Raw genomic sequence first — 22,039 nt, 5'->3', positions numbered from 1 at the left:
GTTTTCTACAAGTATTTTATGGGATTGGTATTGACACGCGTCAGCTCTACATCGAGTGTCGGAAACTTCTCCCGTATGATTGAATATAATAAATCTTTGGTATATTGTTCGCTTTCGTAGTGCCCTATCTCCGCTATCAGGATGTCGTTCTCATAGCTGAAATAGTCGTGGTATTTCACCTCGCCCGTCAGGAAGACGTCGGCATGCGAGCCTACCGCCTTGGGCAGCAGAAAGGCCCCTGCTCCTCCGCAGAGTGCCACCTTCTGGATGAGGCGTCCTGTCATGCGAGAATGTTTTACGCAGCCCACTTCGAACAGTTTTTTTACGCGTCGCAGGAAATCGGTCTCCGTTTCCGGTTCTTCCAGTTCTCCCACGAGTCCTGAGCCTGCCTGTGCCCATTCGTTCTGCAAGGGATAGAAGTCGTAGGCCGGCTCTTCATAAGGATGTGCTTCGATGAGGGCTTTCTGCACTTTTCCCTGTAAGTAAGCGGGAAGTACGGTTTCAATCCGTACCTCATGTTCCGTATGCAGTTCGCCAATTTCTCCGCAGAAAGGATGTGTGCCCGGCTGTGCGCGGAAAGTACCCTTCCCTTCCAGGTTGTAGCTGCAAGAGTCGTAGTTGCCGATACAGCCGCATCCGGCGGTGAACAAGGCGTTGCGCACTTCATCGGCCTGAGCTTCGGGGACGAAGGTAACCAGTTTCAGCAGTTGGTTTGCTTTCGGTTCCAGGATGCGCAGGTTTTTCAGTCCGATAATTTCGGCAATCTTGAAGTTCACTCCCTGCGGCGCATTGTCCAGGTTGGTGTGCATCGAGAAAATCACGATGTCGTTTTTGATGGCCTTCAGGATGCAGCGCTCCACGTAGTCGCGTCCGGTAATTGACTTGTAGCCTTTGAAGATGAGCGGATGGTGGGACACAATCAGGTTGTACCCCAGCGTGATGGCTTCGTCTACCACGGCTTCCGTAACGTCCAGACACAACAAAGCCCCTGTAGCTTCCGCGTCTGTCAATCCGATTTGCAGTCCGGCATTGTCGAATCCGTCCTGTAAAGGCAGAGGCGCGAATATCTCAAGGGCATTTACAATTTCCTTAATTTTCATATTTCGCGAAAAATTTCACGCAAAGATAGGATTTTCTGTCCACATATCCATGCAGCGAGCATCGTTTTTGTATTTTTTCATGAATATTCTATTGCGTGTGGGTATGAAAAAGCCTCGCAATGCCTTAGTGTGCGTTGCGAGGCTTTTCACTTATACACCTTTAAACAAAATGAATCTTGTCTTATTTGCGAGCTTCGGCAATATAACCCAGTGCTTCCTTGCACTTGTCGGTCACGTATGCCCAGTCTTCAGCGGCTACCTTGTCTTTCGGGAAGAGTTTGGAACCCATGCCCACGCAGAATACGCCGGCCTTAATCCAAGCAGTCAGATTCTCCTGAGTCGGTTCTACCCCGCCGGTCACCATCAACTTAGACCACGGCATCGGAGCCAGCATTCCTTTTACCAGTTTCGGGCCCAGCACGTCGCCCGGGAAAATCTTGCAGAGGTCACATCCCAGTTCCTGAGCGAAGCCTACTTCAGATACGCTGCCGCATCCCGGCGTGTAAGGAATCAGGCGTCGGTTGCAGACCTTGGCCACTTCAGGGTTGAAAAGCGGACCTACCACAAAGTTGGCACCCAGCTGGATGTAAAGGGCTGCCGTAGCCGGATCTACTACTGAGCCCACTCCCAGAGCCATTTCCGGACATTCCTTGAGTGCGAATTTCATTACTTCGGCAAATACTTCGTGTGCAAAGTCGCCACGGTTGGTAAATTCAAATGCACGAACACCGCCGTCATAGCAGGCCTTTACTACTTTCTTTGCAATTTCTACGTCCTTGTGATAAAACACAGGCACCATGCCGGTTGAACCGATCTTGTCCAACACCGCAATTTTATCGAATTTAGCCATTTCTTTAAGGTTTATTGGCTGTGTGTAAAATTATCGTTGTACACGTCCGCTGGCGTCACCGCCTGCCAAAGCTTCTACTTCCTCGACCGAAACCATGTTGAAGTCGCCGTTGATAGTGTGCTTCAAGGCTGAAGCAGCTACGGCGAATTCCAGCGCCTCACCCTGAGTCGGTTTCGTCAGCAAGCCGTGGATGATACCACCTGAGAAAGAGTCACCTCCACCCACACGGTCGATAATCGGGTCGATGTCGTAGTGCTTGGATACATAGAATTCCTTGCCGTTGTAAATCATGGCCTTCCAGCCGTTGTGAGTAGCCGAGTAAGACTCACGCAAAGTAGAAACCACGTACTTGAAGCCGAATTCTTTGGCCATGGCCGTAAAGATGCCTTTGTAGCCTTCTGCATCAGTTTTTCCGCCTGTTACGTCAGCATCCGGCTTGAAGCCCAGGCAGAGTTCAGCATCTTCTTCGTTGCCGATGCAAACATCGACATATTTCATCAGCGGGCGCATGATGGACTGTGCCTTTTCCTTTGTCCACAATTTCTTGCGGAAGTTCAAGTCAACAGAAACCGTTACTCCGTGACGTTTTGCTGCTTCACAAGCCAAACGAGTCAGTTCGGCAGCCTTATCTGAGATGGCCGGAGTGATGCCTGACCAATGGAACCAGTCGGCTCCTTCCATGATGGTATCGAAGTCGAAGTCGCAGGGATCTGCTTCAGCGATAGCTGAGTGAGCACGGTCGTAAATCACTTTGCTGGGGCGCATGGAAGCACCTGTTTCCAGGTAGTAGATACCTACACGGTCGCCGCCGCGGGTGATATAGTCTGTTTTCACGCCGTATCTGCGCAAGGCATTTACAGCCGACTGCCCGATTTCGTGTTTCGGCAGCTTGGTTACGAAATATGCCTCATGGCCGTAGTTGGCACAGCTCACTGCTACGTTGGCTTCACCGCCGCCGTAAACTACGTCGAAGCTGTCAGATTGAACAAAGCGAGTATTGCCCGGTGTAGACAATCTCAGCATGATTTCGCCTAAAGTCACAATTTTTCCCATGGCTAGATAATATTTTATACTTATATGGTTAATAATGTAGTTTTTCGTTTGCCTCGCAGAAGGGATAGCTGGCACCTGCCATTTTTGAAAATATCCTCTTTGTGTGCGCACACAAAGGTACGGTTTATTTTTTAAAAACCAAAATAAGTTATATATTTGTATCGAAAAAAGTGGTATTTTACTGCACGACGAGTTTTTTAATATATAATCAAGGTGAAAGCATGGAAAAACAGCAAGATAGAATCCGAATCAAAGATATCGCTCGGATGGCTGGGGTATCGGTAGGAACAGTGGACCGTGTGCTTCATTCGCGGAGCGGAGTGTCTGCTTCCAGCCGTGTCAAGGTGGAAGAAATATTACAGAAGCTGAATTATCAGCCCAACATGTATGCCAGTGCACTGGCTTCAAACAAGAAATATAGGTTTGTTTCTCTGCTCCCCTCCCATCATGAGGGAGATTACTGGACAGATGTGGAACACGGCATGCAGCAGGCTGTAATTCGTTTTTCTGACTTCAATGTGTCATTGTCAGCTTTCTATTACGACCAGTATGAAGCGGGTGCTTTTGCCGAAGCAGGGATGCGCATTCTTGACGAGCAGCCCGACGGAGTCATCCTCTCGCCTGCCATCGAAACTGAAACCGAGCGTTTTGTCGTCCGTTTGCAGGAGGCAGGTATTCCCTATGTGTTTATTGATTCCAACATTCCTCGCCTTTCTCCGCTGGCCTTTTACGGACAGCATGCCCAGCGAAGCGGTTACTTCGCGGCCCGCATGTTGCGCTTATTGGCGCAGGGACAAACCGAAATTGTCATCTTCCGACAGATTAACGAAGGACATTTAGGGTCTAACCAGCAGTTCCACCGGGAGGAAGGATTCTACGAGTATATGAAAGAGCATTGTCCGGAGCTGAAGATGTGGGAACTTAACCTCTATGCCAAGCAGCCAGGTGAAGATGCGTCGCGGCTCGATGAGTTCTTTGCCGCTCATCCCGACGTGAAGTGTGGTATTACTTTCAACTCGAAAGCGTATATCATTGGGGAATATATGCAGCGCCATGGGCGTAAGGATTTCCACCTGATGGGATACGATTTGCTCCGCCGCAACGTGGCTTGCCTGAAGGCGGGAAGCATTGACTTCATCATCGCCCAGCAGCCTACAATGCAGGGGTACAACAGTATTGAAAGCTTGTGCAACTACTTGATACTACGCAAGAAGGTGAAAGATTGTAACTACATGCCCATTAACTTGATTACAACGGAGAATCTCGACTTTTATTTTGATACACACGTCAACGAATAACCTGATCATACTATAATTATATGAAAACAACTTACTTGCGAATCAATCCGGCCGACAATGTGGCGGTGGCCATCGCTCCCCTTCGTGCGGGAGAGACCATCGAGGCAGACGGGCGGACTATTACGCTGCGCACGGACGTGCCCGCCGGACACAAGGTGACACTGAAGGATTTCCGTGCCGGAGAAAATGTCATTAAATACGGCTACCCTATCGGTCGCGTGATGAAGGACGTGCCCGAAGGTACTTGGGTAAGCGAAAAGGATATCAAGACCAACTTGGCGGGGCTGCTGGATTATACCTATACACCGGTGGAAGTACATACAGACATCGCCGTGGAGCATCGCACATTCAAGGGCTACCGTCGCCGCAACGGGGATGTGGGAGTACGTAACGAGATTTGGATTATCCCCACCGTGGGCTGTGTGAACGGCATCGTCAACCAGCTGGCCGAAGGACTCCGCCGTGAGACGGACGGCGGCAAGGGAGTGGATGCCATCGTGGCTTTTCCTCACAACTACGGTTGTTCGCAGTTGGGCGAAGACCACGAGAACACAAAGAAGATTCTGCGCGACATGGTGCTGCATCCCAATGCCGGAGCCGTGCTGGTAGTGGGTTTGGGATGCGAGAACAACCAGCCCGACGTGTTCCAGGAATTCATCGGTCCGTACGACGAAGACCGCATCCGTTTCCTGGTGGCGCAAAAGGTGGACGATGAATACGAGGAAGGCATGCGCATCCTGCGTGAACTGTATGCCAAGTGCTGTCAGGACGAGCGTACGGATGTGCCTCTCTCCGAGCTGCGTGTGGGATTGAAATGCGGCGGCTCTGACGGCTTCTCCGGCATTACGGCCAATCCCCTACTGGGCAGGTTCTCCGACTACCTGATTGCGCAGGGAGGTACCTCGGTGCTGACGGAAGTGCCTGAAATGTTCGGGGCGGAAACCATCCTGATGAATCGTTGCCGCACGCCGGAACTCTTTCAGCAGACGGTCAGCCTGATTAACGACTTCAAGGAATATTTCCTTTCCCACGGGGAGCCTGTGGGCGAGAATCCTTCGCCGGGCAACAAGGCGGGCGGAATTTCCACGCTCGAAGAGAAAGCCCTGGGTTGCACGCAGAAGTGCGGCAAGAGTTACGTGTCGGGCGTGATGGCCTACGGAAACCGCTTGCAGACCAAGGGACTCAACCTGCTTTCGGCTCCGGGCAATGACCTGGTGGCCGCTACGGCTCTTGCCGCTTCTGGCTGCCACATCGTGCTGTTTACTACTGGGCGCGGTACCCCCTTTGGTACCTTCGTGCCTACGATGAAGATTTCCACCAACTCTCATCTGGCGGCACAGAAACCCGGATGGATTGATTTCAATGCGGGTGTCATTGTAGAAAACGAACCGATGGAGACTACCTGCCGTCGTTTCACCGACTATGTGATTCGGGTGGCCAGCGGGGAGTTTGTGAACAACGAGAAGAAGAACTATCGCGAAATCGCCATTTTTAAGAATGGAGTAACGCTTTGATAAACAGATGTTTGTAAAATTCGCTGAAACCCATAAAAAAACGCAAGTACGTTTGTGATAAAACGTCCTTGCGTTTGGTTTGAAACGCCCTTACGTTTTACTTCAAACGCAAAGGCGTTTTCCTTTAAACGCACTTGTGTTTTTCTTAAAGCGCAAGTGCGTTTTTTTACTTCTTTTTGGTGGTGATGAGAATCACACCATTTTTCCCTTTTTCGCCGTATTTGGCCGTGGCCGACGCATCTTTTAATACGGTAATGGACTCAATCTGCTGCGGGTCGAGTTTGTTCATCGTTTCAGTGGAGACCTCTGTTTCGTCTATCAGCACCAGTGGCGATGCTCCCTCTTTTTCCAGACCGTCCTTGCCGTTCTGATGCATCCGGATGGTCGGCACATCGGCCGGAGCATCCGAATCCGTACCATAAGCCACTACCACTACGTCGTCCTTCCCTGCCTGCGGCTTGTTCTTGGGACCCTCCAGTGCGAAAGTAACCGGAAGGTTGAATTTCACGGCAACTGCCTGACCGTCCTGCATGCCCGGTTTCCATTTCGGCATGCTGCCAATCACCCGGATGGCTTCCGCATCCAGCCACGGGTCGACCGGGTGGAGTACGTGTAAATCACTCAGCGAACCGTCCTTCTGCACGATGAACTGTACGATAACTCGTCCTTGCTTACCTGCTTCCTGTGCTTTGGTGGGATACTTAAGATTGCGTGCCATAAACTCCAGACCAGCACGCATGCCGCCCGGAAATTCCGGCATTTGTTCCACCACGTCAAAAATCCGGTTGTCCGATGCGGCGGACATCACAACTTTCTGGGCTGAGCTGTCTTTCTTCAGCTGAAGTTCCTTTTCGGCAGGGTTCGACACATTTTTATCGGCATACGTTTCCAGAACTGCCGATAAATCATTAACTTTGACACTTGAAATCTCGTCCAGCGGTTGGGAGATTTCGGGACGGGCAAAGGCAGCTACGGTAACGGCTGCCAACGGAAGTACATAGAGGTACTTGGCACGTGCCCACGGATTGGATTTTTTTCGAATCATCATAGTGATACGTTTTTTAAGTGAACTGTGATTAAAGCTGTTGGCAATAGAGTAGAGCCTTGCGCCAACGGCTTTTTTTATTAATAACATTTGATATTCTTTCGCTTGGATGCCCTGACGGAGCACTTCCTCGTCGGCCTCGTATTCGTGGATGTTTTGCAGCTCCTGTTTGAGCAGCCAGATAGCCGGATTGAACCATTGTACCCAGGCACAGAGCTCGGTCAGCAGCAAATCCCATGAATGGCGAAGACGGATGTGGGCCTGTTCATGCACCAGGATGTAGTGTCCTCCTTCCTTCAGGTCGGTTTCTGAAATCACGATGTAGCGCATCCAGCTAAAGGGCGCGATGTCGCGCTGATGTACTACCAGCCGGACGCCGTGATCCAGCTTCTCGCATCGGCTGTGGCGAATGAGGAAGAGCATGCGTCCCAACGACCAAAGGTGACGAACCATGACGAACAGCAGTCCCGCAAAGTAGACCAGTACCAGCATTTCCTGCCAGCGGAGCGTGTGGCTCCCCTCTTCTACTATCGTCGCCCCATTGTTCCACTGGTACATCAGCAACAAGTCCTCCATCGACATCACTTGCATGTTTACCGGAGAAGCCTCCTTGACCGTAATCTGTATCAGCGGCAGCAGGCACGAGAGCACCATCACTCCCAGCAAGGCTATCCGGTTGAAGCGGTGGAAAGTCTCCTTGCTGAGCTGCAGGCGATAGAACAAGTAGAACACCGCCAGGCAGACGGCCGATTTGAGTATGTAGACTAAAAAGGTTCCCATAAGCCGAGAAGTGTTACTGTGGTTTTTCCTGCTCTCCCTCTTCCACTTGACGGATGAGCTCCTTGAGTTCCTTCAGCGAGATGTCTTCTTCCTTCACCAGCGAGGAGACGGCGCCTAAATAAGAGTTATTGAAGTATTTGCTGATAACTCCGCGCAGCGTGCGGCGGCTGAAGTCGTCGCGACTCACGGTGGCATAATACTGGTAAGTGTTGCCGAAGGCCGTGTGCGATAGGTAACCCTTCTCTTCCAGTCCCCGCACAATGGTGGACAGGGTATTGAAATGCGGCCGGGGTTCATCGTAGAGTTCCACCAGCTGCTTGACGAACATGGGGCCTTTCTCCCAGAAAAATCCCATGATTTCTTCTTCTTTGGCGGTAAGAGTTTTCATATCCGTTTCATTTGGTTACCGCAAATAACTAAAACTTTTAGTTTATAAACTAATTTTCATAGTTAAATAACTAAAAAGAATAGTTATTTCTTTTCTTTCCCCTTCGGACGCCTCCGCTGAGGGCTGGTCCGATGGGGGGAATTTCTGTTTTTCAGGCTTGTGGAGGAAGCGGTTTACGGTGTCCCGGACCTTTGAACTTGGCCGGTTTCTTGCCGTGTTTCTTCTTGGCATGACGGTGGGGAGCTTCTTTCTTGTGAGGAGGTTTAGGAGTATGGCGATGAACTACGCACGAAGTAGTGCCCAGGCTGAGCAGCAGACCGAACAGGGCAATCAGTAACTTTGCTTTCATAAGAGTTTGGTTTAGGTTTTTGCGAAGTTACGAAAAAAGGGGGATAGTTTGTGCTGAGCGGTTCAGTTTTCTATGAAAGGTAAGCAGCTTCTGAAATAAGATAACCTTAAAGAAATAACCACGACATTGACGCTGCACGTTAAACAGAGACAGCTTTCTTCTCTTAAAAGAACCGGTAGTAAATCTGAAGAATAGAATAATCAAGTCAGAAAAATTACGGGATTTATATAAAATCAACTAACTAAAATATTGACTAATTGAATAGCGGTATCTTTCAAGGTATCGCTATTTTTACGGTTATAGATAATGGAATTTAATTTTGAAGAATAGAATTTTTTTTCTTAGTTTTGCAATATGATAATTGAGTAAACCTAATGAGAATATTTACAGAACAAGCTATAAAGGAATATGCAGAAACGCATCCTGATGCAAAGGTAGCTTTACAAGAATGGACTACTATAGTCAAGAAAAGCGAATGGACTTGCTTTGCTGATGTAAAAAAGACCTTTAATAGTGTGGATAATGTAGGGAACCAACATTATGTATTTAATATTAAAGGGAATAATTACAGGTTGATTGTGGTTATAAAATTCACTATAAAATTCGTTTATATTCGTTTCATTGGCACTCATGTTGAATATGATAAAATAGCTGATTGCTCAGTTTTATAATTAAACCGAATCGGCGGTTACCGATTAACCAAGAGCTATGACAAAAATAGAAACAAAAGCTCAATACGACTGGGCTGTAAAAAGGGTTGAGGAATTACTTCCACTGGTTACAGATGAAACCCCTCTCGATGATCCTAATAGCATAGAGTTGGAATTACTTTCTAACCTTGTTGCCGACTATTCAGAAGAACATTTTGCACTGGGAGAACCCTCACTTGTGGATGTTCTCAAGCTCCGTATGTATGAAATGGGGCTTAACCAAAAAGCCTTGGCTAAATTGATAGGTGTCAGTCCTTCACGTTTGAGTGATTATATGTCTGGTAAATGTGAACCGACTTTGAAGGTTGCCCGTGAAATTAGTCAAAAACTGAATATTGATGCTAATATAGTGCTGGGTGTTTGATATGAAAGCTGTTGAAGTAATAGTTGAAAATGCTGGAAATAATCTTAGTGCCTATATTGAAGGTGCTCCGGTAATGACTGTTGGTAACGATGTAAAAGAAATCGAGAAGAATATGAAGGAAGCTGTTAAGCTTTACTTGGAGTCATGCAAGGATATGCACATTGCTCCAGTGGAAATATTACAGGGAGAGTTTATCTTGAAGTTCAAGATAGATGGCGGCTACCTTCATTAACTATTACAGCAGTATCTTCACCAAGGTAGTTTTGAGCCGGATAACCGGAATCAATGAGCGCCAGTTGTGGTATTGCGGCTGGAGTCTATAAACCTTTCGAACAGCAGTTGGAGAAGGTTCAGAAAAGTATTGACGTGCTGACGCAGAGGAACTTGTAGCTATAGATTTGTTGTGATGAATGATGAAAAGGAAGGGAGAATTATCGCCTATAGAAGATGAAAAATGCTTAGATGAGATTGAAAGCGTGGATGACGAAAGCGACTTACCCAACATTGAAGGAATAACAGTTTAATGTAAAAGCTTATGGATTATTTGGAATACAAAGGTTACAAGGGTTCTGTAGAATATAGTAAAGAGGATAATTGTCTTTGCGGTAAGGTGCAAGGAATGGATAAAAAAGCCTTGATTCTTTATGAAGGGATCACCCTCGACGAACTTCGAAAGGATTTTGAAGAAGGGATTGATAGCTATCTCGAAGGTTGCAAGGCAGATGATGTATGACATCCAATTTTCATATCCGGGTGGTTGCATTTGCTGCAAGTACAGGAATAACCATTTAATGGCTCAACGTAAAAATCTGAGGAGTAAACCGTATAAAATCGTATCTTTGCGAGCAACGAATCATCAGCAGTTATGGAAACAAACGGTTATCGCCTCCTTCTTCCTGAAGGAACATTGGATTACTTTCTTATCTCAGATGTAAAGGAAAGCAGTACGGAAATAGTGATTTACCTGGAGGAGAAGAACGAAGTTCCCGGTGAATACTCAAACATGAGAGTAGAAAGCAGGGGATTTTATGATCCGGTAGTGGTTCAGGATTTCCCGGTCCGCGGCAAGAAACTTTTTCTAAACATCCGCCGTCGCAGATGGATTGTGAAGGAGGATGGACACTATGTAAGCCGCAACTGGAAACTGGTTGCAGAAGGCAGCCGTATGACGCATGAATTTGCGTCTTTTTTAAAAGAACTATATTGATACTCTTCCGGTAAGCTGCAAGCTCCTGGGGTTTCTCTTCGGCGTGGACGGTGAGCTTCTTGGGCGTCAGTACCGCAACCATCTGAGTGGTTACATGAACTGGAATCAGCTATCCCATGCGGAAGAATGGATACTTTTCGAGAAGAACATCGGTCCGTATGTGGGTATTGATGAGGTCAGCCTTTCACAAGGTGAGCTCTATACCATTCTAATAAACAAGGAGAGAAAAGGACGTTCAGGAAGTGTCATTGCAATCATAAAGGGCACCGATGTCCGGACTGTCACTTCCGTCCTGCTGAAGCTTTCCAGACGCAGACGCTTCCAGGTCAGGGAGATAACCCTCGACATGGCTCCGAACATGGAGCAGACGGCACGTATCTGCTTCCCTGCCGCACGCCGTGTGACGGACCGTTTCCACGTGCAGAAGCTGGCTTATGAGGCGTCCAGGAAATGAGAGTGAAGGCCCGCTGGGAAGCCCTGGATGAGGAATCCATACAGATGGCACATGCCAGGGCATGCGGGAAAATCTATCATGCTCCGGTATTCGAGAACGGGGATTCAAGGAAGCAGCTGCTGGCAAGAAGCATCTATCTTCTCTATAAGAAAGAGTCCTTATGGACCGAGTCACAGCGTGCGCGTGCCGAAATCCTCTTCAGAGAATATCCCGATATAAAGAAAGCATACTATCTTTCAATGAGACTCGGACTGATATATCACCAGTGCAAGCATAAGGATACTGCATTGACAAGATTTGCCAGATGGTATGACGAGGTGGACAGATCGGGATTCCTTGCCTTTGGAAGAGTGGCAAGATCCATACAGACACATTATCTGGAAATCATTAACTTCTTTGAGAAGCGTTCCACAAACGCTGCATCTGAATCCTTCAATGCAAAAATAAAGAGCTTCCGTTCACAGTTCAGGGGAGTAAAGGACAAGGCTTTCTTTTTGTTCAGGCTGGCTAAAATTTATGCTTAATCTACGAATCCCTCAGATTTTTACGTTGATCCCATTTAATCTATAAATCGGAGAAACTTACTTAGAAAAGTAAAGGCTAACATCCTTAATTATCAGAATATTAGCCTTTAAACACTGAGGAGCGGCAAGCGGGACTCACCGACATCTCTGTATGTCAGCCTATTATACCCTATTTCAAAGTTCAGGTATAGCGTACGAGTATAGCACAGCGGAATTTAATTTTTTATCCATTATCTTTAATATATGCTATTCCATATATTTTATCACCTCTTTTCCAAATCTTATAAGTAGCTAATGTTCTTCCACCATAAATACTGTTAATGCATTTGTGCAGTTCCTTATTCATATCTGATGGGATATATCCTACTAACTTAAAAAATCCTTTATCTGTTCTGTATATACCAACAGCACACGAATCGTATGGATTATTATTCTCTGCAATGGCTAAAGCATTATTGTGAATACCGTAATCACTGCTATCTAAATCTCGAAATCTCATTCCGACCATTTCATAATATGAATAAGATGGACCTGGATACGGTAATCGTATATCAGCGCAATCATTTAGAATTGTGTCAGAATTTTTTCTTTTAAATAAATGAATGGCTATATAAATGAAGCCACTTATTGCTATGACTGAGAGACCAACTGCTGGGTATATAAATAGCAGAACAAGGCTTATACTAATAATTATAAATGTCGAGATTTTCATGACTTTCAATATTAAAGCATAAGTGCAATAGATTGTAAATTAAAATCCCTCCCTTATATCATTCTTCTGGGTTGATATCTTATTCACTAATGAAAGTCTGGAAGATAATTCTTCTGAAAATGTATTAGTCTTTTTCTCTGAATAATTAGCATCTAAATTTTCTGTATTCGTTTCTACTCTCACCTTTACTGCCCCTTCTGTAGCTAAATCTAATAAATCTTCATAGGATATCGGATAAACGCCATGAGAAGAATGTATTGTCATACCAATGATTGGAAAATAAGTGCCAATAACATCTTCTGTTTTATAATCATCGAGTTGCTGTTTACTTTCAATTACTTTTCCAGATTTTGTTTTAAATAAGATAATCCCATTTTGAGGTATAGTGATGTTATACATGCTATTTATTCTCAATCCTAAATAATATGTAATTTCTTTATCTGGAGAAATATAGGCCTTGATTGAATATAAAAAGGGAGTCCTGTCTGTAAATCCTGTTTTTATCACATATTCATCTGTAGATACAATACGAGATCCGTCTTGATTCACTTTATTGACAACTATAGACTGCGAGTATGCCTTAAGAAAGAATAATAACAAAAAAAATGTACTTAATATTCTCATAATTATATTCTTAAAAGTCCGACTACCAAATTATACGAGTATATATCTTTCTTGTCTATAGAGAATGGAGGGTACTCCGGATTGTAAGACACGCATTTTATCTTGTCACCATCCTCATAGATTCTTTTTACGATAATACCTTGAGCCGTATCCAGTACATGCACTTTACCCCATTGAATGAATGATTTTTCGTCAATCTTCTTGCATGCCACTTCATCTCCTCCAAGTATGTTGGGCTGCATACTATCACCTCTTACTACAATGGTAAAATCGTATTTTGGGAATGATTGTATAACCGGAATTTGTTCGCAGTCATATTCTTTTACGCCATCCAACGCATTTGTAATGGACCCGGCAGCAGCTGTGTATGGGATACGTGGCTTTGTTTTTAAAATTTCATGTGTAGAATCATTCATTCTATTTACATTAACAGACTTCAGCATCTCACCTTTACCAGTTATTAGCCAGTCCAAATTTAAATCTTGGAAAAAATCTGCAGTCTTTTCAATAACTTCAGATGATATAACATCTGATTTGGTAGATAAATATCCTCTTGAAACTCCTATTTGAGTTTCATATCTATTTCTACCAATACCCTTTACAGATAAGAATTCCTTTAGTCTATCTTTTGTAGTCATAGTGAATGTTTTCAGTAAATATTCCCCATACAAAGCCGCACAAAGGTTAATAAAAGTTTATATGCTGAAATAAATCAGCAAATTCTTTGTTTTAGTGATTTATTTCAGCAACCTTTGTATCCGTAATCGAAAGGGGTTCGGTTACAGGTGTAAAAAAGGTGGTTGCGGTATTTGCCGTAACCTTCAATTCAATCATCAACAGCAAATATAGTAACTTCCTTTTTATCACCAAAATAAATGCATGAAAATCTGCTATTTCGTGGCTGTTATGGCGGATGAAAGAAAGGACTTTAGGTTATGAATTAGGTAAAAAAGCCTGGATTCGGAGAAAGCGTCAAACAGCCACAATAGGATGCTTATCTGAATTCGGGCTTTTGATTTTTTGGTATGGTAACGAATGATACAATTTTGATTGACCTCCCCTACGATGTAGCACAGTTGCTACATGTCCGCAGCCGGGGAGCCAGTCGGTGAGAAAGGAGGAAGTATGGAAAAAGAAAAGACAGAATGTGTAATGTCGTCCGTGATACGGATAGAGACGTGGCACGAACACAAGGCAGGAGTCCCGGAAATTGTACGGTACAGAATACGAAAGGTTTATTCCAATGACCGACTGCTATATGAGGACAAGATGACTACCAAGATATTTCGTGCCAAAGAAGATGTGTTCCGGCAGTTGGACCGCTTTCTGTTAGGACTTAAAGAGAGTGAGAGCAGAAAGGATAGCCATTGCAATAGAAGAAAGCTGATTGGCTTTTTCAAGATACTTTGGCTCAAGTTCTTTGGATAGAACGTCCAACTCATATCCCAATTTATTGATATTGGCCTTTAGCAATTCTTCTTGTGCAGTAAATCCGCCATGGGCATAGAAATCGTATGCTTTTCCTTTGATTTCAATTATAAGATAATCGCTTGTATGAGTCTGGCTTATTAAATCCAAGTTTTCAAATTCGTCAAAAATCATCTTTACTTGAAATTGAAGACATCCGGAATACTTGACAACTTCTGAGGTTTTAGGATATACCTCACTGTCATTGAATGAAAGCAGATACTCTAAGGCTAAGTCCTTCATTTGGGGTGTAATAAGTTTGATTGCCATGAGAATAATGATTTAGTGAATAATACCACAAAGATAACCAATATGATGACAAGTTCGGACATAAACAGACTGGCAGCGAAGGTGGCAGAACAGGTGCTGCAGATGACAGACGAGCTTATGACTCCCAAGCAGGCGGCGGAATACTTAGGTATAAGCCTGAACGCCCTGCAGCAGCGGAGGTCCAAGACACAGATACCATCCCACAAGAAAGACGGATGCGTGTACTACAGTAAAAGAGAATTAACCAATTATTATCTGAATCTATGAAACTGAATGACATGACTAAGGGGGCGCTTCTATGCCTCGGAATTCTGGTCCTTATAGCCATCGCCGGAACATGCGACTATCAGGATGCAGTGCATTTCAAAAGCACGGAAGATGAAGGGTTCCATATTGAGACGCCTGATACCACAGAGAGCGCATACGATGTAATTAGGTATGTGCAGACAATGGAGAAGAAACTACCGCAGTGATGCGCTATACATCATACTTTAACTCATTTCGTCCCGGTCCAGTTGTGGGCCGGGACATTCTAAAGAAACATCATCAAAAACATAATACAATGGAAACAAACAGAAATCAAGGTAAAGGGGATGACATGATTGTTTTGTCCTCCCTTACCAATGCCGATCCGCCATCACACGTGGAGATGAACGAGCATCTGGAGCATGCAAAGGAGCAGATAAGCAGAATAAGTTCAATGAAGCAAGTCCACAAAGTACACATCCCGAACGGGTATGTGATGACCACACGTCCAGAGGTATGGGATGGATACAAGCTGGATGCTAAATCAACAGTATTTAAGTGATAACCTAAAATGTAATAGAAAATGGGAACATGGTTTGAATGTAAAATCCGTTACGAAAAAACGATGGAGAACGGAATGAGAAAGAAAGTAAACGAGTTGTATCTGGTAGACGCTATGAGCTTTACAGAAGCTGAATCGCGTATCATTGAAGAAATGCGGCCATTCATCACAGATGAGTTTAAGGTGACAGCAATAAAGCTGGCCAACTACAGAGAGTATTTCAACAGCGACAAGGAACATGATGACAAGTGGTATAAGGTAAAAGCAAACTTTATCACCGTTGATGAGAGGTCAGGCAAAGAAAAGCGGTCCGGCTGGTATGCACTGGTTAAGTCAGACAGTACGGTCAATGCGGAGAAGTATTTCCATGAACGGATGAAGGGAACACTGTCGGACTACATTGTAGAGTCCGTATCTGAAACGGCCCTCATGGATGTGTACACATACGAAACAGAGTCTGAAACAGAAGAAACGAAATAGGAATATGAAAAAGAAATATACACCTGAGAATATTATAGAGTTGAAAGAAAACGAAGTATTTGTTTTCGGATCAAACATGAATGGTAATCATGCCGGTGGTGCAGCTTATTTGGCTGTACAGAAATTCGGTGCAGAAATGGGGAATCCAGAAGGGATTCAAGGACAGTCGTATGCTATTCCAACGCTGGATAAGGAGATGGAACGTATCAACCTAACAGATTTGGAAAAATCTATAAGGAGATTTTATGAATATGCAGACAAACATCCGGAAAATACATTTTATATGACCAAGATAGGTTGCGGAATTGCCGGATATGAGTTGTCGGACATTGCTACGGTAGTTAATTGTCGGGATATTCCTGCAAATGTGATTATTCCAGAAGAATTTACACACATACCAGGATTCAAGGGGTTTAATGAAAATATGCAATGCCGTGGATTCCAGTATGAGGTTGGAAAGGATTATCATGAGGATGGAAATATACAGGCATGTGAATCAGGATTACATTATTGTAAGTATCCGCTTGATGTGTTCGGGTATTATCCCCCAGCCAATAGCCGTTTTTGTGAAGTAGAGGGTTCAGGTTCTATATCAAATGATAGCGGAGACACAAAGATTGCAGTTTCTGATTTGAAGATTAAGGCGGAAATTGGAATAGCAGGGATAGTGAAAGCTGCAATAGAGTACACGAAAAAGAGATGTACAAACAAACATAATGCCGAAGAAGGAAAAGCGGCCACTGCCGGTTCTTATGGTGCGGCCACTGCCGGTTCTTATGGTGCGGCCACTGCCGGTTATCGTGGTGCGGCCACTGCCGGTTCTTATGGTGCGGCCACTGCCGGTTCTTATGGTGCGGCCACTGCCGGTTCTTATGGTGCGGCCACTGCCGGTTCTTATGGTGCGGCCACTGCCGGTTCTTATGGTGCGGCCACTGCCGGTGATAGTGGTGCGGCCACTGCCGGTTCTTATGGTGCGGCCACTGCCGGTTCTTATGGTGCGGCCACTGCCGGTGATAGTGGTGCGGCCACTGCCGGTTCTTATGGTGCGGCCACTGCCGGTTCTTATGGTGCGGCCACTGCCGGTTCTTATGGTGCGGCCACTGCCGGTGATAGTGGTGCGGCCACATCAAGAGGTGCATCATCTGTAGGAGAAAATGGTCTTGCAGTTGCTCGTGGAAATGGAGTGAAAGTAAAAGGAGGAATGGGAGCAATATTGGTAATTGCAGAAGAAGAGGAAGAAAATTTTGAAATAAAATCATGGAAAGCAGTGGTAGTTGATGGAATCAATGTAAAGCCAGATACATGGTATAAAATTGTGGATGGGAAATTGGAAGAAGTATGAGAACAATATATGTACATCCATCAGTGATGAAAAGAATAAAATCGGGCAACCTCTCTCCTATCACAACCAGATACGAGGTCGATGTGGGTGACATCGTGGAAGTGATGGATGATGATGAGGTTAACTCAGTCATAACGAAAGTAAAGCGTGTGAGGAAAGTGGCAGTTGGTTTATATCAGATTGAACTGGATGATCCGGCCACGGCATTTATTGAGTAATAAAGAATGGAAATCACTGGCTCCATCAGGATAACGAATAATCTCATAGTGTAGTGTTTAAGGTTGATTGTAGGGTAAAGGTAATGAGATTGGGAGCCAGTGATTCTTTTAGAAGTATGTGGAACAATAAACGAAAAAGCAAGACATCAGGAAAGACGGAGCATCAGAAACTGGTAGCAACGCTGGACAGATGGTTTTCAAAGTACATCCGGCTGAGGGATTCATTTGTAAGCAATGGAGAACTGTTTTTCCGCTGTATCAGCTGTGGAAAAATTAAGTCATACGATGAGGCTGATTGTGGCCACTACATCAACAGAGGTCACATGTCAACCAGATTTGATGAAGAAAACTGCCATGCGCAATGTAAGTTCTGCAATCGGTTTGATGAAGGAAACATCTACAACTACCGGGAACGGCTGATAAATAAAATCGGCCTGAGCCGGGTGCTCTTACTTGAAGCAAAGAAGAACCAGACCTGCAAGCTGAGTGATTTTGAGCTGAAAGCTCTGATAAGCCATTACAAAGCTGAGGTCAAAAAGCTGGAGGAGGCAAAATGGGACAGGAAATGATAACCGTACCTCAAAGTGAGTGGGACGAGATGAAGAAGCAAATAAAGGAAATTCAGCAGAAAGTGGAAACGCTGTATAGCCGTGAAACGGACTATGTTTCCATTTCGGAGCTGTGCGATTGGCTCAACATATCGCGCACTACATTATGGAGGTTAAGAAGTGAAGGAAAGATAAAGACATACCTTGTTGGAGGGAAAATGGTAGCGAATAAGGATGAGATTCAGACGCTGCTGAATGAAGGAAAGATATAATTGAAACAACATGTTTGACAAGATGATTTTTAATGCACGGATTGACTTTGTACGTGATGCAGAAAGGATAGCCAGGAAGCACCATCTGATACAATGTGCGGAGGGAAACGAAATCTATTATCAGTCATCGGCATTAAGCAACATCGAGGGTATATGGTGGAAGATACGAGGAAGAACGGCACAGATTAAATGCTCACTGCATAAGCTATTCTGGAGGTCCAGATATGGCACGCTGGACAACTCTCAGATGTTCACCATATCGGATGCCAAACAGATTATATCAGAGCTGCTGGATGAATGGGATATAAACCCGGAACAGGTAAGAATCACATACTATGAAGTTGGATTGAACATACCAGTCGACCATGATCCGATTGAATACATATCGCTGGCCGAGTCTATTGGCGTACTGAGAAACAGGGAGCTTTTCAATGATGCGAACTTTGAAAAGAACAGACAAAAAACAACGGAGAAATCGAAGAACATCAAGAAGGTTTTCAAGATTTACGACAAAGGATTTGAGGCACGCGATAAGGGCAGACTGTGTGAAGGTAATATTCTAAGGATTGAAACCATATACAGGAGACAGTCTGTCAGCCTGATTGATTTTTTCTCTGAGAAGTCGATATACAACATTATCCATACCTTCTACCGGGACTGGGCCACAATAGGATTCAGGCAGAGGCTAACCGCTGACAAAGGTATCAAATCAAGCCAGATAGATAAGGCTGAGGCTTTGTTGAGGCTGGGAAGGGATGACTACCTGAGAAGTACATACGAGCGTTGGAAGTCAGGCCATCTGACTGACAAGCAATATCGTACCATTAGAGAGTTCATCAACTCATGGGATGAGATTAAATGCCATTTCAGGATGGTCCAATCACCCCATGAGATTGAGTATAAAACCAAGTTACTGAGCCTTTTCAATGAGGCAAAAAATTAATGACCTTATAGGCATATAGGAATATGGCTGAAAATCAAATAAATAACTTTTTCGTGAAACGTAATGAAACAGCATTTGTTTCATTTAGGGAGTTATTTTGTGTCCGGTTATCTTACCAGGTAACTTGTCCTATACAGCCATTAGCTGGTCGGTAAACCTTAAAAACAAGAGAATGGAAAAAGAGAAACGAACAATCTGTTATGCGACTAACAGGAAAGACGAAATAGCAAGAATACAGGCTGAATACTCCTTACCTACCGGATACAACATCAATAGAGAAGTTGAATGTATGCTATCAAAGGATGACATCAGGAACTTGCAGGAAGAAGAGAAAAAAGGTTTGATTCAGATAAGAAAGAAATAGTTATGGGAACACTGAGCATGGAACAAGCTATCAAGATATACTTGGATAAGCGAGCAAAGGAAGATTCACTCTTTGCAGAGGTGTATAAGAAGGCGAACAAGAGTATCGAGGAATGTATCAAGTACATCTACTCACAAGCCAGGAAGCTGGCAAAGGGAGAAAATGCAGTCGGGGTGGATGATGCCACAGTCTATGGATGGGCCGTACACTACTACGATGAGGACAACATCAAGGTTGAAGATGTGAAAGAACGTGTGGAGGTAGTCGCCCCGGCTATAGTACAGGAACCAGTAGTACAAGAACCAGTCAAAGAAGAAAAGTCGGTGAAACAAAAACCTGCAAGGAAGAAAACGAAGCAGGAACTGTTTGATGAACGGCAGTTGTCACTATTCAGTTTTGAATAATATGAAGCCAAGAACGAAACGTGAAAGGCTGGTGGTCGAATTGAGCAGTAAGCTGCCAGCGATAACAGAAGCCCAGATAAGATGGGGAAAGAAGCATTGTTTTCCGCATAATGCTTACCGCTGTAAGGATGAAATGTGGTGCAGCGAATGTGGAAAGATGTGGGTTGATGTAACTGGCCAGAAGGAAGGGTACATCAAGTGTCCTTACTGCGGTGAAAGGTTGGAAGTTAAAGTAAGCCGTAAGACCAAGGATAATGCAGTAAGCTATCTGACAGTCGTTACTACATCAGGAGATTTTCAGGTGCTCCGTCACTTTTACACAGCCAGGTATGCAAGGAAAGAACGTGACACACATTATTTCATCGATGAGGTATGCCAACAGTGGATAACTTCTGACAACAAAGAGATTGTTATCGCCAAAGCTATGAATATGGGGTGTAGAGGTTGGATTCATACTACAGACATGAGTCTCAAGCAGAGCGGAAATATATACTATCCACATTCATACGACATAGACGGCTATGTGTATCCGAAAGTAAATGTGCTGCCGATTCTTCGCAGAAATGGCCTTCGCACTTCGTTTCATGGTGTTACTCCAGCGGTGTTGATACGTGGCTTGTTAGGTGAAAATAAATATGCTGAAATGCTTATTAAGACACGTCAATATAGTATGCTGGAGTTCTACATGTATCGGGGTGGACTATCTCATCCGTGGGCAGTGAATATCTGCAACCGTAATGGATACATCATCAAGGATGGTTCCATGTATGATGACTACTTGCGTCTGCTTGACTATTTCCACCTTGATACCCATAATGCTCACTATGTATGCCCAAAAGACCTGAAGAAGGCACATGATGAATTGCTAAAGAGGAAGCAAAAGATTGAAGCCAGGGAAAGGATGGAACGCGAAAGGATTGAACGCATGAAGAAGGAGAAGGAACTAAAGCGGAATATCGCAGTTTTCTGGAAAAAGATACAGCCATTCCTTGGTTTACAGATAAAGGATGAGGGAATAGTTATCTGTCCTTTGGAAAGCGTCACCCAGTATTATCAGGAGTGGAAAACGATGCACCACTGTGTATATAACTGCGCCTATTATGCAAGAAAAGAAAGTCTGGTGTTATCCGCAAGGAAGAACGGAAAACGCCTGGAGACTATCGAGGTAAACCTGAATACATTCAAGATAGTGCAGTCCCGTGGTGTTTGTAACGAAGATAGTAAATACCATAAGCAGATTATTCGGATAATGGAGAATAATATGGCTGAGATTATAAGGAGGGCTGCGTCATGAAAGTTTGTATCGAGTGTGGCCGGAACCTTCCGGAAAGCAAGTTCCGTGCCTATGAAACGAAATCCGGCATCCATTACACCAGCAGGTGCCGGTTATGTGAGAGCAGACACACGTCTGAAAGAAGAAAGCAGGACAGGCTTCATGGACGGCTGGCCAGATACACCAACGAGCAGCTGGTGGCCGAACTCCGGAGTCGTGGAGCCTATATCATGTATGGGAAGGACTTTGATTGTGTAACGACGATATGATATGGGAAAGCTGAAAGTTTATTATGGATGGGCTAGAATTGGAGGCGTAAGGAAAAAGCGTGCTTTGTCGGTCATGTTTGAAAACGAAATGCTTGGATGCAGGAGTGAGAGAGGACAAAGATGTCTGAGAACAATTCAAGACACCGTATTTGAGCGGTACCAGACTGATGAAGAAATGGATGATGGGAAACGTCAGAACCGGATATTTACAGAATACAGTTTGTTTCTCGACGAGAGACCTATAAACGGGAGCCTTGAAAGATGCTTGCTTATCAACAGCGAATCGGACAAGAACCATGTATCTAAGGCTGTTCGTGAGAAGATTGCGGAAGCTTTACGGAGGGCTTTTATGTTGGCCAATCCGGGTTATAAAGAACCGAGTAGCCAACTTGAACTAAAATTTGAATGA

Annotated in this window: 29 protein-coding genes and 2 pseudogenes; 21 read left to right on the top strand and 10 right to left on the bottom strand. The window is 44.7% G+C overall.

Annotation, left to right across the window (positions count from 1 at the left end):
• Nucleotides 1-5: 5 nt before the first annotated feature.
• The 3 genes from H6A28_RS08170 to H6A28_RS08160 all read right to left on the bottom strand — a co-directional run bounded on the left by H6A28_RS08170 (nt 6) and on the right by H6A28_RS08160 (nt 3,003).
• Nucleotides 6-1,100, bottom strand: coding sequence for a Nif3-like dinuclear metal center hexameric protein (locus H6A28_RS08170; RefSeq protein ID WP_204479752.1), 1,095 nt, complete (start codon nt 1,098-1,100; stop codon nt 6-8).
• A gap of 181 nt (nt 1,101-1,281) precedes the next feature.
• Entirely contained in the window at nt 1,282-1,950 is a 669-nt protein-coding gene (locus H6A28_RS08165) for a bifunctional 4-hydroxy-2-oxoglutarate aldolase/2-dehydro-3-deoxy-phosphogluconate aldolase (RefSeq protein ID WP_204475303.1), read from the bottom strand.
• Nucleotides 1,951-1,980: 30 nt separating this feature from the next.
• Nucleotides 1,981-3,003: a sugar kinase gene (locus H6A28_RS08160; RefSeq protein WP_204475301.1), complete on the bottom strand. Its 1,023-nt coding sequence runs from the start codon at nt 3,001-3,003 to the stop codon at nt 1,981-1,983.
• A gap of 221 nt (nt 3,004-3,224) precedes the next feature.
• Here H6A28_RS08160 and H6A28_RS08155 point away from each other — a divergent pair, with 221 nt between their 5' ends.
• Nucleotides 3,225-4,301 carry a LacI family DNA-binding transcriptional regulator gene (locus H6A28_RS08155; RefSeq protein WP_204479750.1) on the top strand — a complete coding sequence of 359 codons (1,077 nt, stop codon included), beginning with the start codon at nt 3,225-3,227 and terminating at the stop codon, nt 4,299-4,301.
• Between the two features lie 20 nt (nt 4,302-4,321).
• On the top strand, nt 4,322-5,815 hold the full coding sequence (locus H6A28_RS08150; RefSeq protein WP_204479749.1) for a UxaA family hydrolase: 1,494 nt from the start codon (nt 4,322-4,324) through the stop codon (nt 5,813-5,815).
• A 166-nt stretch (nt 5,816-5,981) separates the two neighbouring features.
• Here the strand turns inward: H6A28_RS08150 and H6A28_RS08145 are convergent, their stop codons facing one another.
• The 3 genes from H6A28_RS08145 to H6A28_RS08135 all read right to left on the bottom strand — a co-directional run bounded on the left by H6A28_RS08145 (nt 5,982) and on the right by H6A28_RS08135 (nt 8,377).
• Complete coding sequence (locus H6A28_RS08145) at nt 5,982-7,640, bottom strand: M56 family metallopeptidase (protein WP_204479747.1); 1,659 nt, start codon at nt 7,638-7,640, stop codon at nt 5,982-5,984.
• A 13-nt stretch (nt 7,641-7,653) separates the two neighbouring features.
• The gene (locus H6A28_RS08140; protein ID WP_204479745.1) at nt 7,654-8,028 is read right to left on the bottom strand and encodes a BlaI/MecI/CopY family transcriptional regulator; all 375 of its coding nucleotides are present in this window, start codon (nt 8,026-8,028) and stop codon (nt 7,654-7,656) included.
• Nucleotides 8,029-8,179: 151 nt separating this feature from the next.
• Nucleotides 8,180-8,377 (bottom strand): hypothetical protein, encoded by a 198-nt coding sequence (locus H6A28_RS08135; protein WP_204479743.1) that lies wholly within the window; start codon nt 8,375-8,377, stop codon nt 8,180-8,182.
• A gap of 374 nt (nt 8,378-8,751) precedes the next feature.
• Between H6A28_RS08135 and H6A28_RS08130 the strand changes: the two genes are divergently transcribed.
• The 6 genes and pseudogenes from H6A28_RS08130 (at nt 8,752) to H6A28_RS08105 (ending at nt 11,636) form a co-directional block, all read left to right on the top strand.
• The gene (locus tag H6A28_RS08130; protein WP_204475292.1) at nt 8,752-9,048 is read left to right on the top strand and encodes a type II toxin-antitoxin system HigB family toxin; all 297 of its coding nucleotides are present in this window, start codon (nt 8,752-8,754) and stop codon (nt 9,046-9,048) included.
• Nucleotides 9,049-9,085: 37 nt separating this feature from the next.
• Nucleotides 9,086-9,451: a helix-turn-helix domain-containing protein gene (locus H6A28_RS08125; RefSeq protein ID WP_022353186.1), complete on the top strand. Its 366-nt coding sequence runs from the start codon at nt 9,086-9,088 to the stop codon at nt 9,449-9,451.
• Nucleotide 9,452: 1 nt separating this feature from the next.
• Nucleotides 9,453-9,858 (top strand): annotated as a pseudogene (locus H6A28_RS15360) (antitoxin HicB).
• Nucleotides 9,859-9,986: 128 nt separating this feature from the next.
• Nucleotides 9,987-10,184 (top strand): hypothetical protein, encoded by a 198-nt coding sequence (locus tag H6A28_RS08115; protein WP_239465309.1) that lies wholly within the window; start codon nt 9,987-9,989, stop codon nt 10,182-10,184.
• 132 nt (nt 10,185-10,316) lie between these two features.
• Nucleotides 10,317-10,658 (top strand): ISAon1 family transposase N-terminal region protein, encoded by a 342-nt coding sequence (locus tag H6A28_RS08110; protein WP_204475291.1) that lies wholly within the window; start codon nt 10,317-10,319, stop codon nt 10,656-10,658.
• Nucleotides 10,659-10,683: 25 nt separating this feature from the next.
• Nucleotides 10,684-11,636 (top strand): annotated as a pseudogene (locus tag H6A28_RS08105) (ISAon1 family transposase).
• 223 nt (nt 11,637-11,859) lie between these two features.
• On the opposite strand, the gene H6A28_RS08100 reads toward H6A28_RS08105, so the two are convergent.
• From H6A28_RS08100 to H6A28_RS08085, 4 genes are all read right to left on the bottom strand, one after another.
• Nucleotides 11,860-12,348, bottom strand: coding sequence for a hypothetical protein (locus H6A28_RS08100; RefSeq protein ID WP_204433438.1), 489 nt, complete (start codon nt 12,346-12,348; stop codon nt 11,860-11,862).
• Nucleotides 12,349-12,387: 39 nt separating this feature from the next.
• Nucleotides 12,388-12,972 (bottom strand): hypothetical protein, encoded by a 585-nt coding sequence (locus H6A28_RS08095; protein ID WP_204433436.1) that lies wholly within the window; start codon nt 12,970-12,972, stop codon nt 12,388-12,390.
• Nucleotides 12,973-12,974: 2 nt separating this feature from the next.
• On the bottom strand, nt 12,975-13,610 hold the full coding sequence (locus H6A28_RS08090) for a S24 family peptidase (protein ID WP_204479742.1): 636 nt from the start codon (nt 13,608-13,610) through the stop codon (nt 12,975-12,977).
• A gap of 691 nt (nt 13,611-14,301) precedes the next feature.
• Nucleotides 14,302-14,709 (bottom strand): hypothetical protein, encoded by a 408-nt coding sequence (locus H6A28_RS08085; RefSeq protein ID WP_204479741.1) that lies wholly within the window; start codon nt 14,707-14,709, stop codon nt 14,302-14,304.
• Between the two features lie 42 nt (nt 14,710-14,751).
• On the opposite strand from H6A28_RS08085, the gene H6A28_RS08080 reads away from it, so the two are divergent.
• The 13 genes from H6A28_RS08080 to H6A28_RS08020 all read left to right on the top strand — a co-directional run bounded on the left by H6A28_RS08080 (nt 14,752) and on the right by H6A28_RS08020 (nt 22,039).
• On the top strand, nt 14,752-14,976 hold the full coding sequence (locus H6A28_RS08080) for a helix-turn-helix domain-containing protein (protein WP_204479740.1): 225 nt from the start codon (nt 14,752-14,754) through the stop codon (nt 14,974-14,976).
• 295 nt (nt 14,977-15,271) lie between these two features.
• A complete protein-coding gene (locus tag H6A28_RS08075) occupies nt 15,272-15,517 on the top strand; it encodes a hypothetical protein (protein ID WP_204479739.1) in 246 nt (81 codons plus the stop codon).
• A 21-nt stretch (nt 15,518-15,538) separates the two neighbouring features.
• On the top strand, nt 15,539-15,997 hold the full coding sequence (locus H6A28_RS08070) for a DUF4494 domain-containing protein (RefSeq protein ID WP_204479738.1): 459 nt from the start codon (nt 15,539-15,541) through the stop codon (nt 15,995-15,997).
• Nucleotides 15,998-16,001: 4 nt separating this feature from the next.
• Nucleotides 16,002-17,339 carry an A1S_2505 family phage non-structural protein gene (locus tag H6A28_RS08065; protein WP_204479736.1) on the top strand — a complete coding sequence of 446 codons (1,338 nt, stop codon included), beginning with the start codon at nt 16,002-16,004 and terminating at the stop codon, nt 17,337-17,339.
• Nucleotides 17,336-17,557, top strand: a complete 222-nt coding sequence (locus H6A28_RS08060; RefSeq protein ID WP_204479735.1) for a hypothetical protein — start codon at nt 17,336-17,338, stop codon at nt 17,555-17,557. Before H6A28_RS08065 ends, H6A28_RS08060 begins: the two co-directional genes overlap by 4 nt.
• 116 nt (nt 17,558-17,673) lie before the next feature.
• Nucleotides 17,674-18,126, top strand: a complete 453-nt coding sequence (locus tag H6A28_RS08055; protein WP_204479733.1) for a recombination protein NinG — start codon at nt 17,674-17,676, stop codon at nt 18,124-18,126.
• The gene (locus H6A28_RS08050; RefSeq protein WP_204479731.1) at nt 18,111-18,377 is read left to right on the top strand and encodes a helix-turn-helix domain-containing protein; all 267 of its coding nucleotides are present in this window, start codon (nt 18,111-18,113) and stop codon (nt 18,375-18,377) included. Before H6A28_RS08055 ends, H6A28_RS08050 begins: the two co-directional genes overlap by 16 nt.
• A 10-nt stretch (nt 18,378-18,387) precedes the next feature.
• Nucleotides 18,388-19,320, top strand: a complete 933-nt coding sequence (locus tag H6A28_RS08045; RefSeq protein ID WP_204479730.1) for a hypothetical protein — start codon at nt 18,388-18,390, stop codon at nt 19,318-19,320.
• Nucleotides 19,321-19,492: 172 nt separating this feature from the next.
• The gene (locus H6A28_RS08040; protein WP_204479729.1) at nt 19,493-19,684 is read left to right on the top strand and encodes a hypothetical protein; all 192 of its coding nucleotides are present in this window, start codon (nt 19,493-19,495) and stop codon (nt 19,682-19,684) included.
• 2 nt (nt 19,685-19,686) lie between these two features.
• On the top strand, nt 19,687-20,088 hold the full coding sequence (locus H6A28_RS08035; protein ID WP_204479728.1) for a Cas9 inhibitor AcrIIA9 family protein: 402 nt from the start codon (nt 19,687-19,689) through the stop codon (nt 20,086-20,088).
• A gap of 1 nt (nt 20,089) precedes the next feature.
• Nucleotides 20,090-21,382: a PcfJ domain-containing protein gene (locus H6A28_RS08030; protein ID WP_204479727.1), complete on the top strand. Its 1,293-nt coding sequence runs from the start codon at nt 20,090-20,092 to the stop codon at nt 21,380-21,382.
• A complete protein-coding gene (locus H6A28_RS08025; protein ID WP_204479726.1) occupies nt 21,379-21,630 on the top strand; it encodes a hypothetical protein in 252 nt (83 codons plus the stop codon). Before H6A28_RS08030 ends, H6A28_RS08025 begins: the two co-directional genes overlap by 4 nt.
• A 1-nt stretch (nt 21,631) precedes the next feature.
• Nucleotides 21,632-22,039 (top strand): hypothetical protein, encoded by a 408-nt coding sequence (locus tag H6A28_RS08020; protein WP_204479725.1) that lies wholly within the window; start codon nt 21,632-21,634, stop codon nt 22,037-22,039.

The organism is Bacteroides mediterraneensis, assembly GCF_016900355.1.
Classification (GTDB): Bacteria; Bacteroidota; Bacteroidia; order Bacteroidales; family Bacteroidaceae; genus Phocaeicola.
Note: the sequence above shows the minus strand (reverse complement) of the source record. Positions and strands in the feature narration are given on the sequence as shown.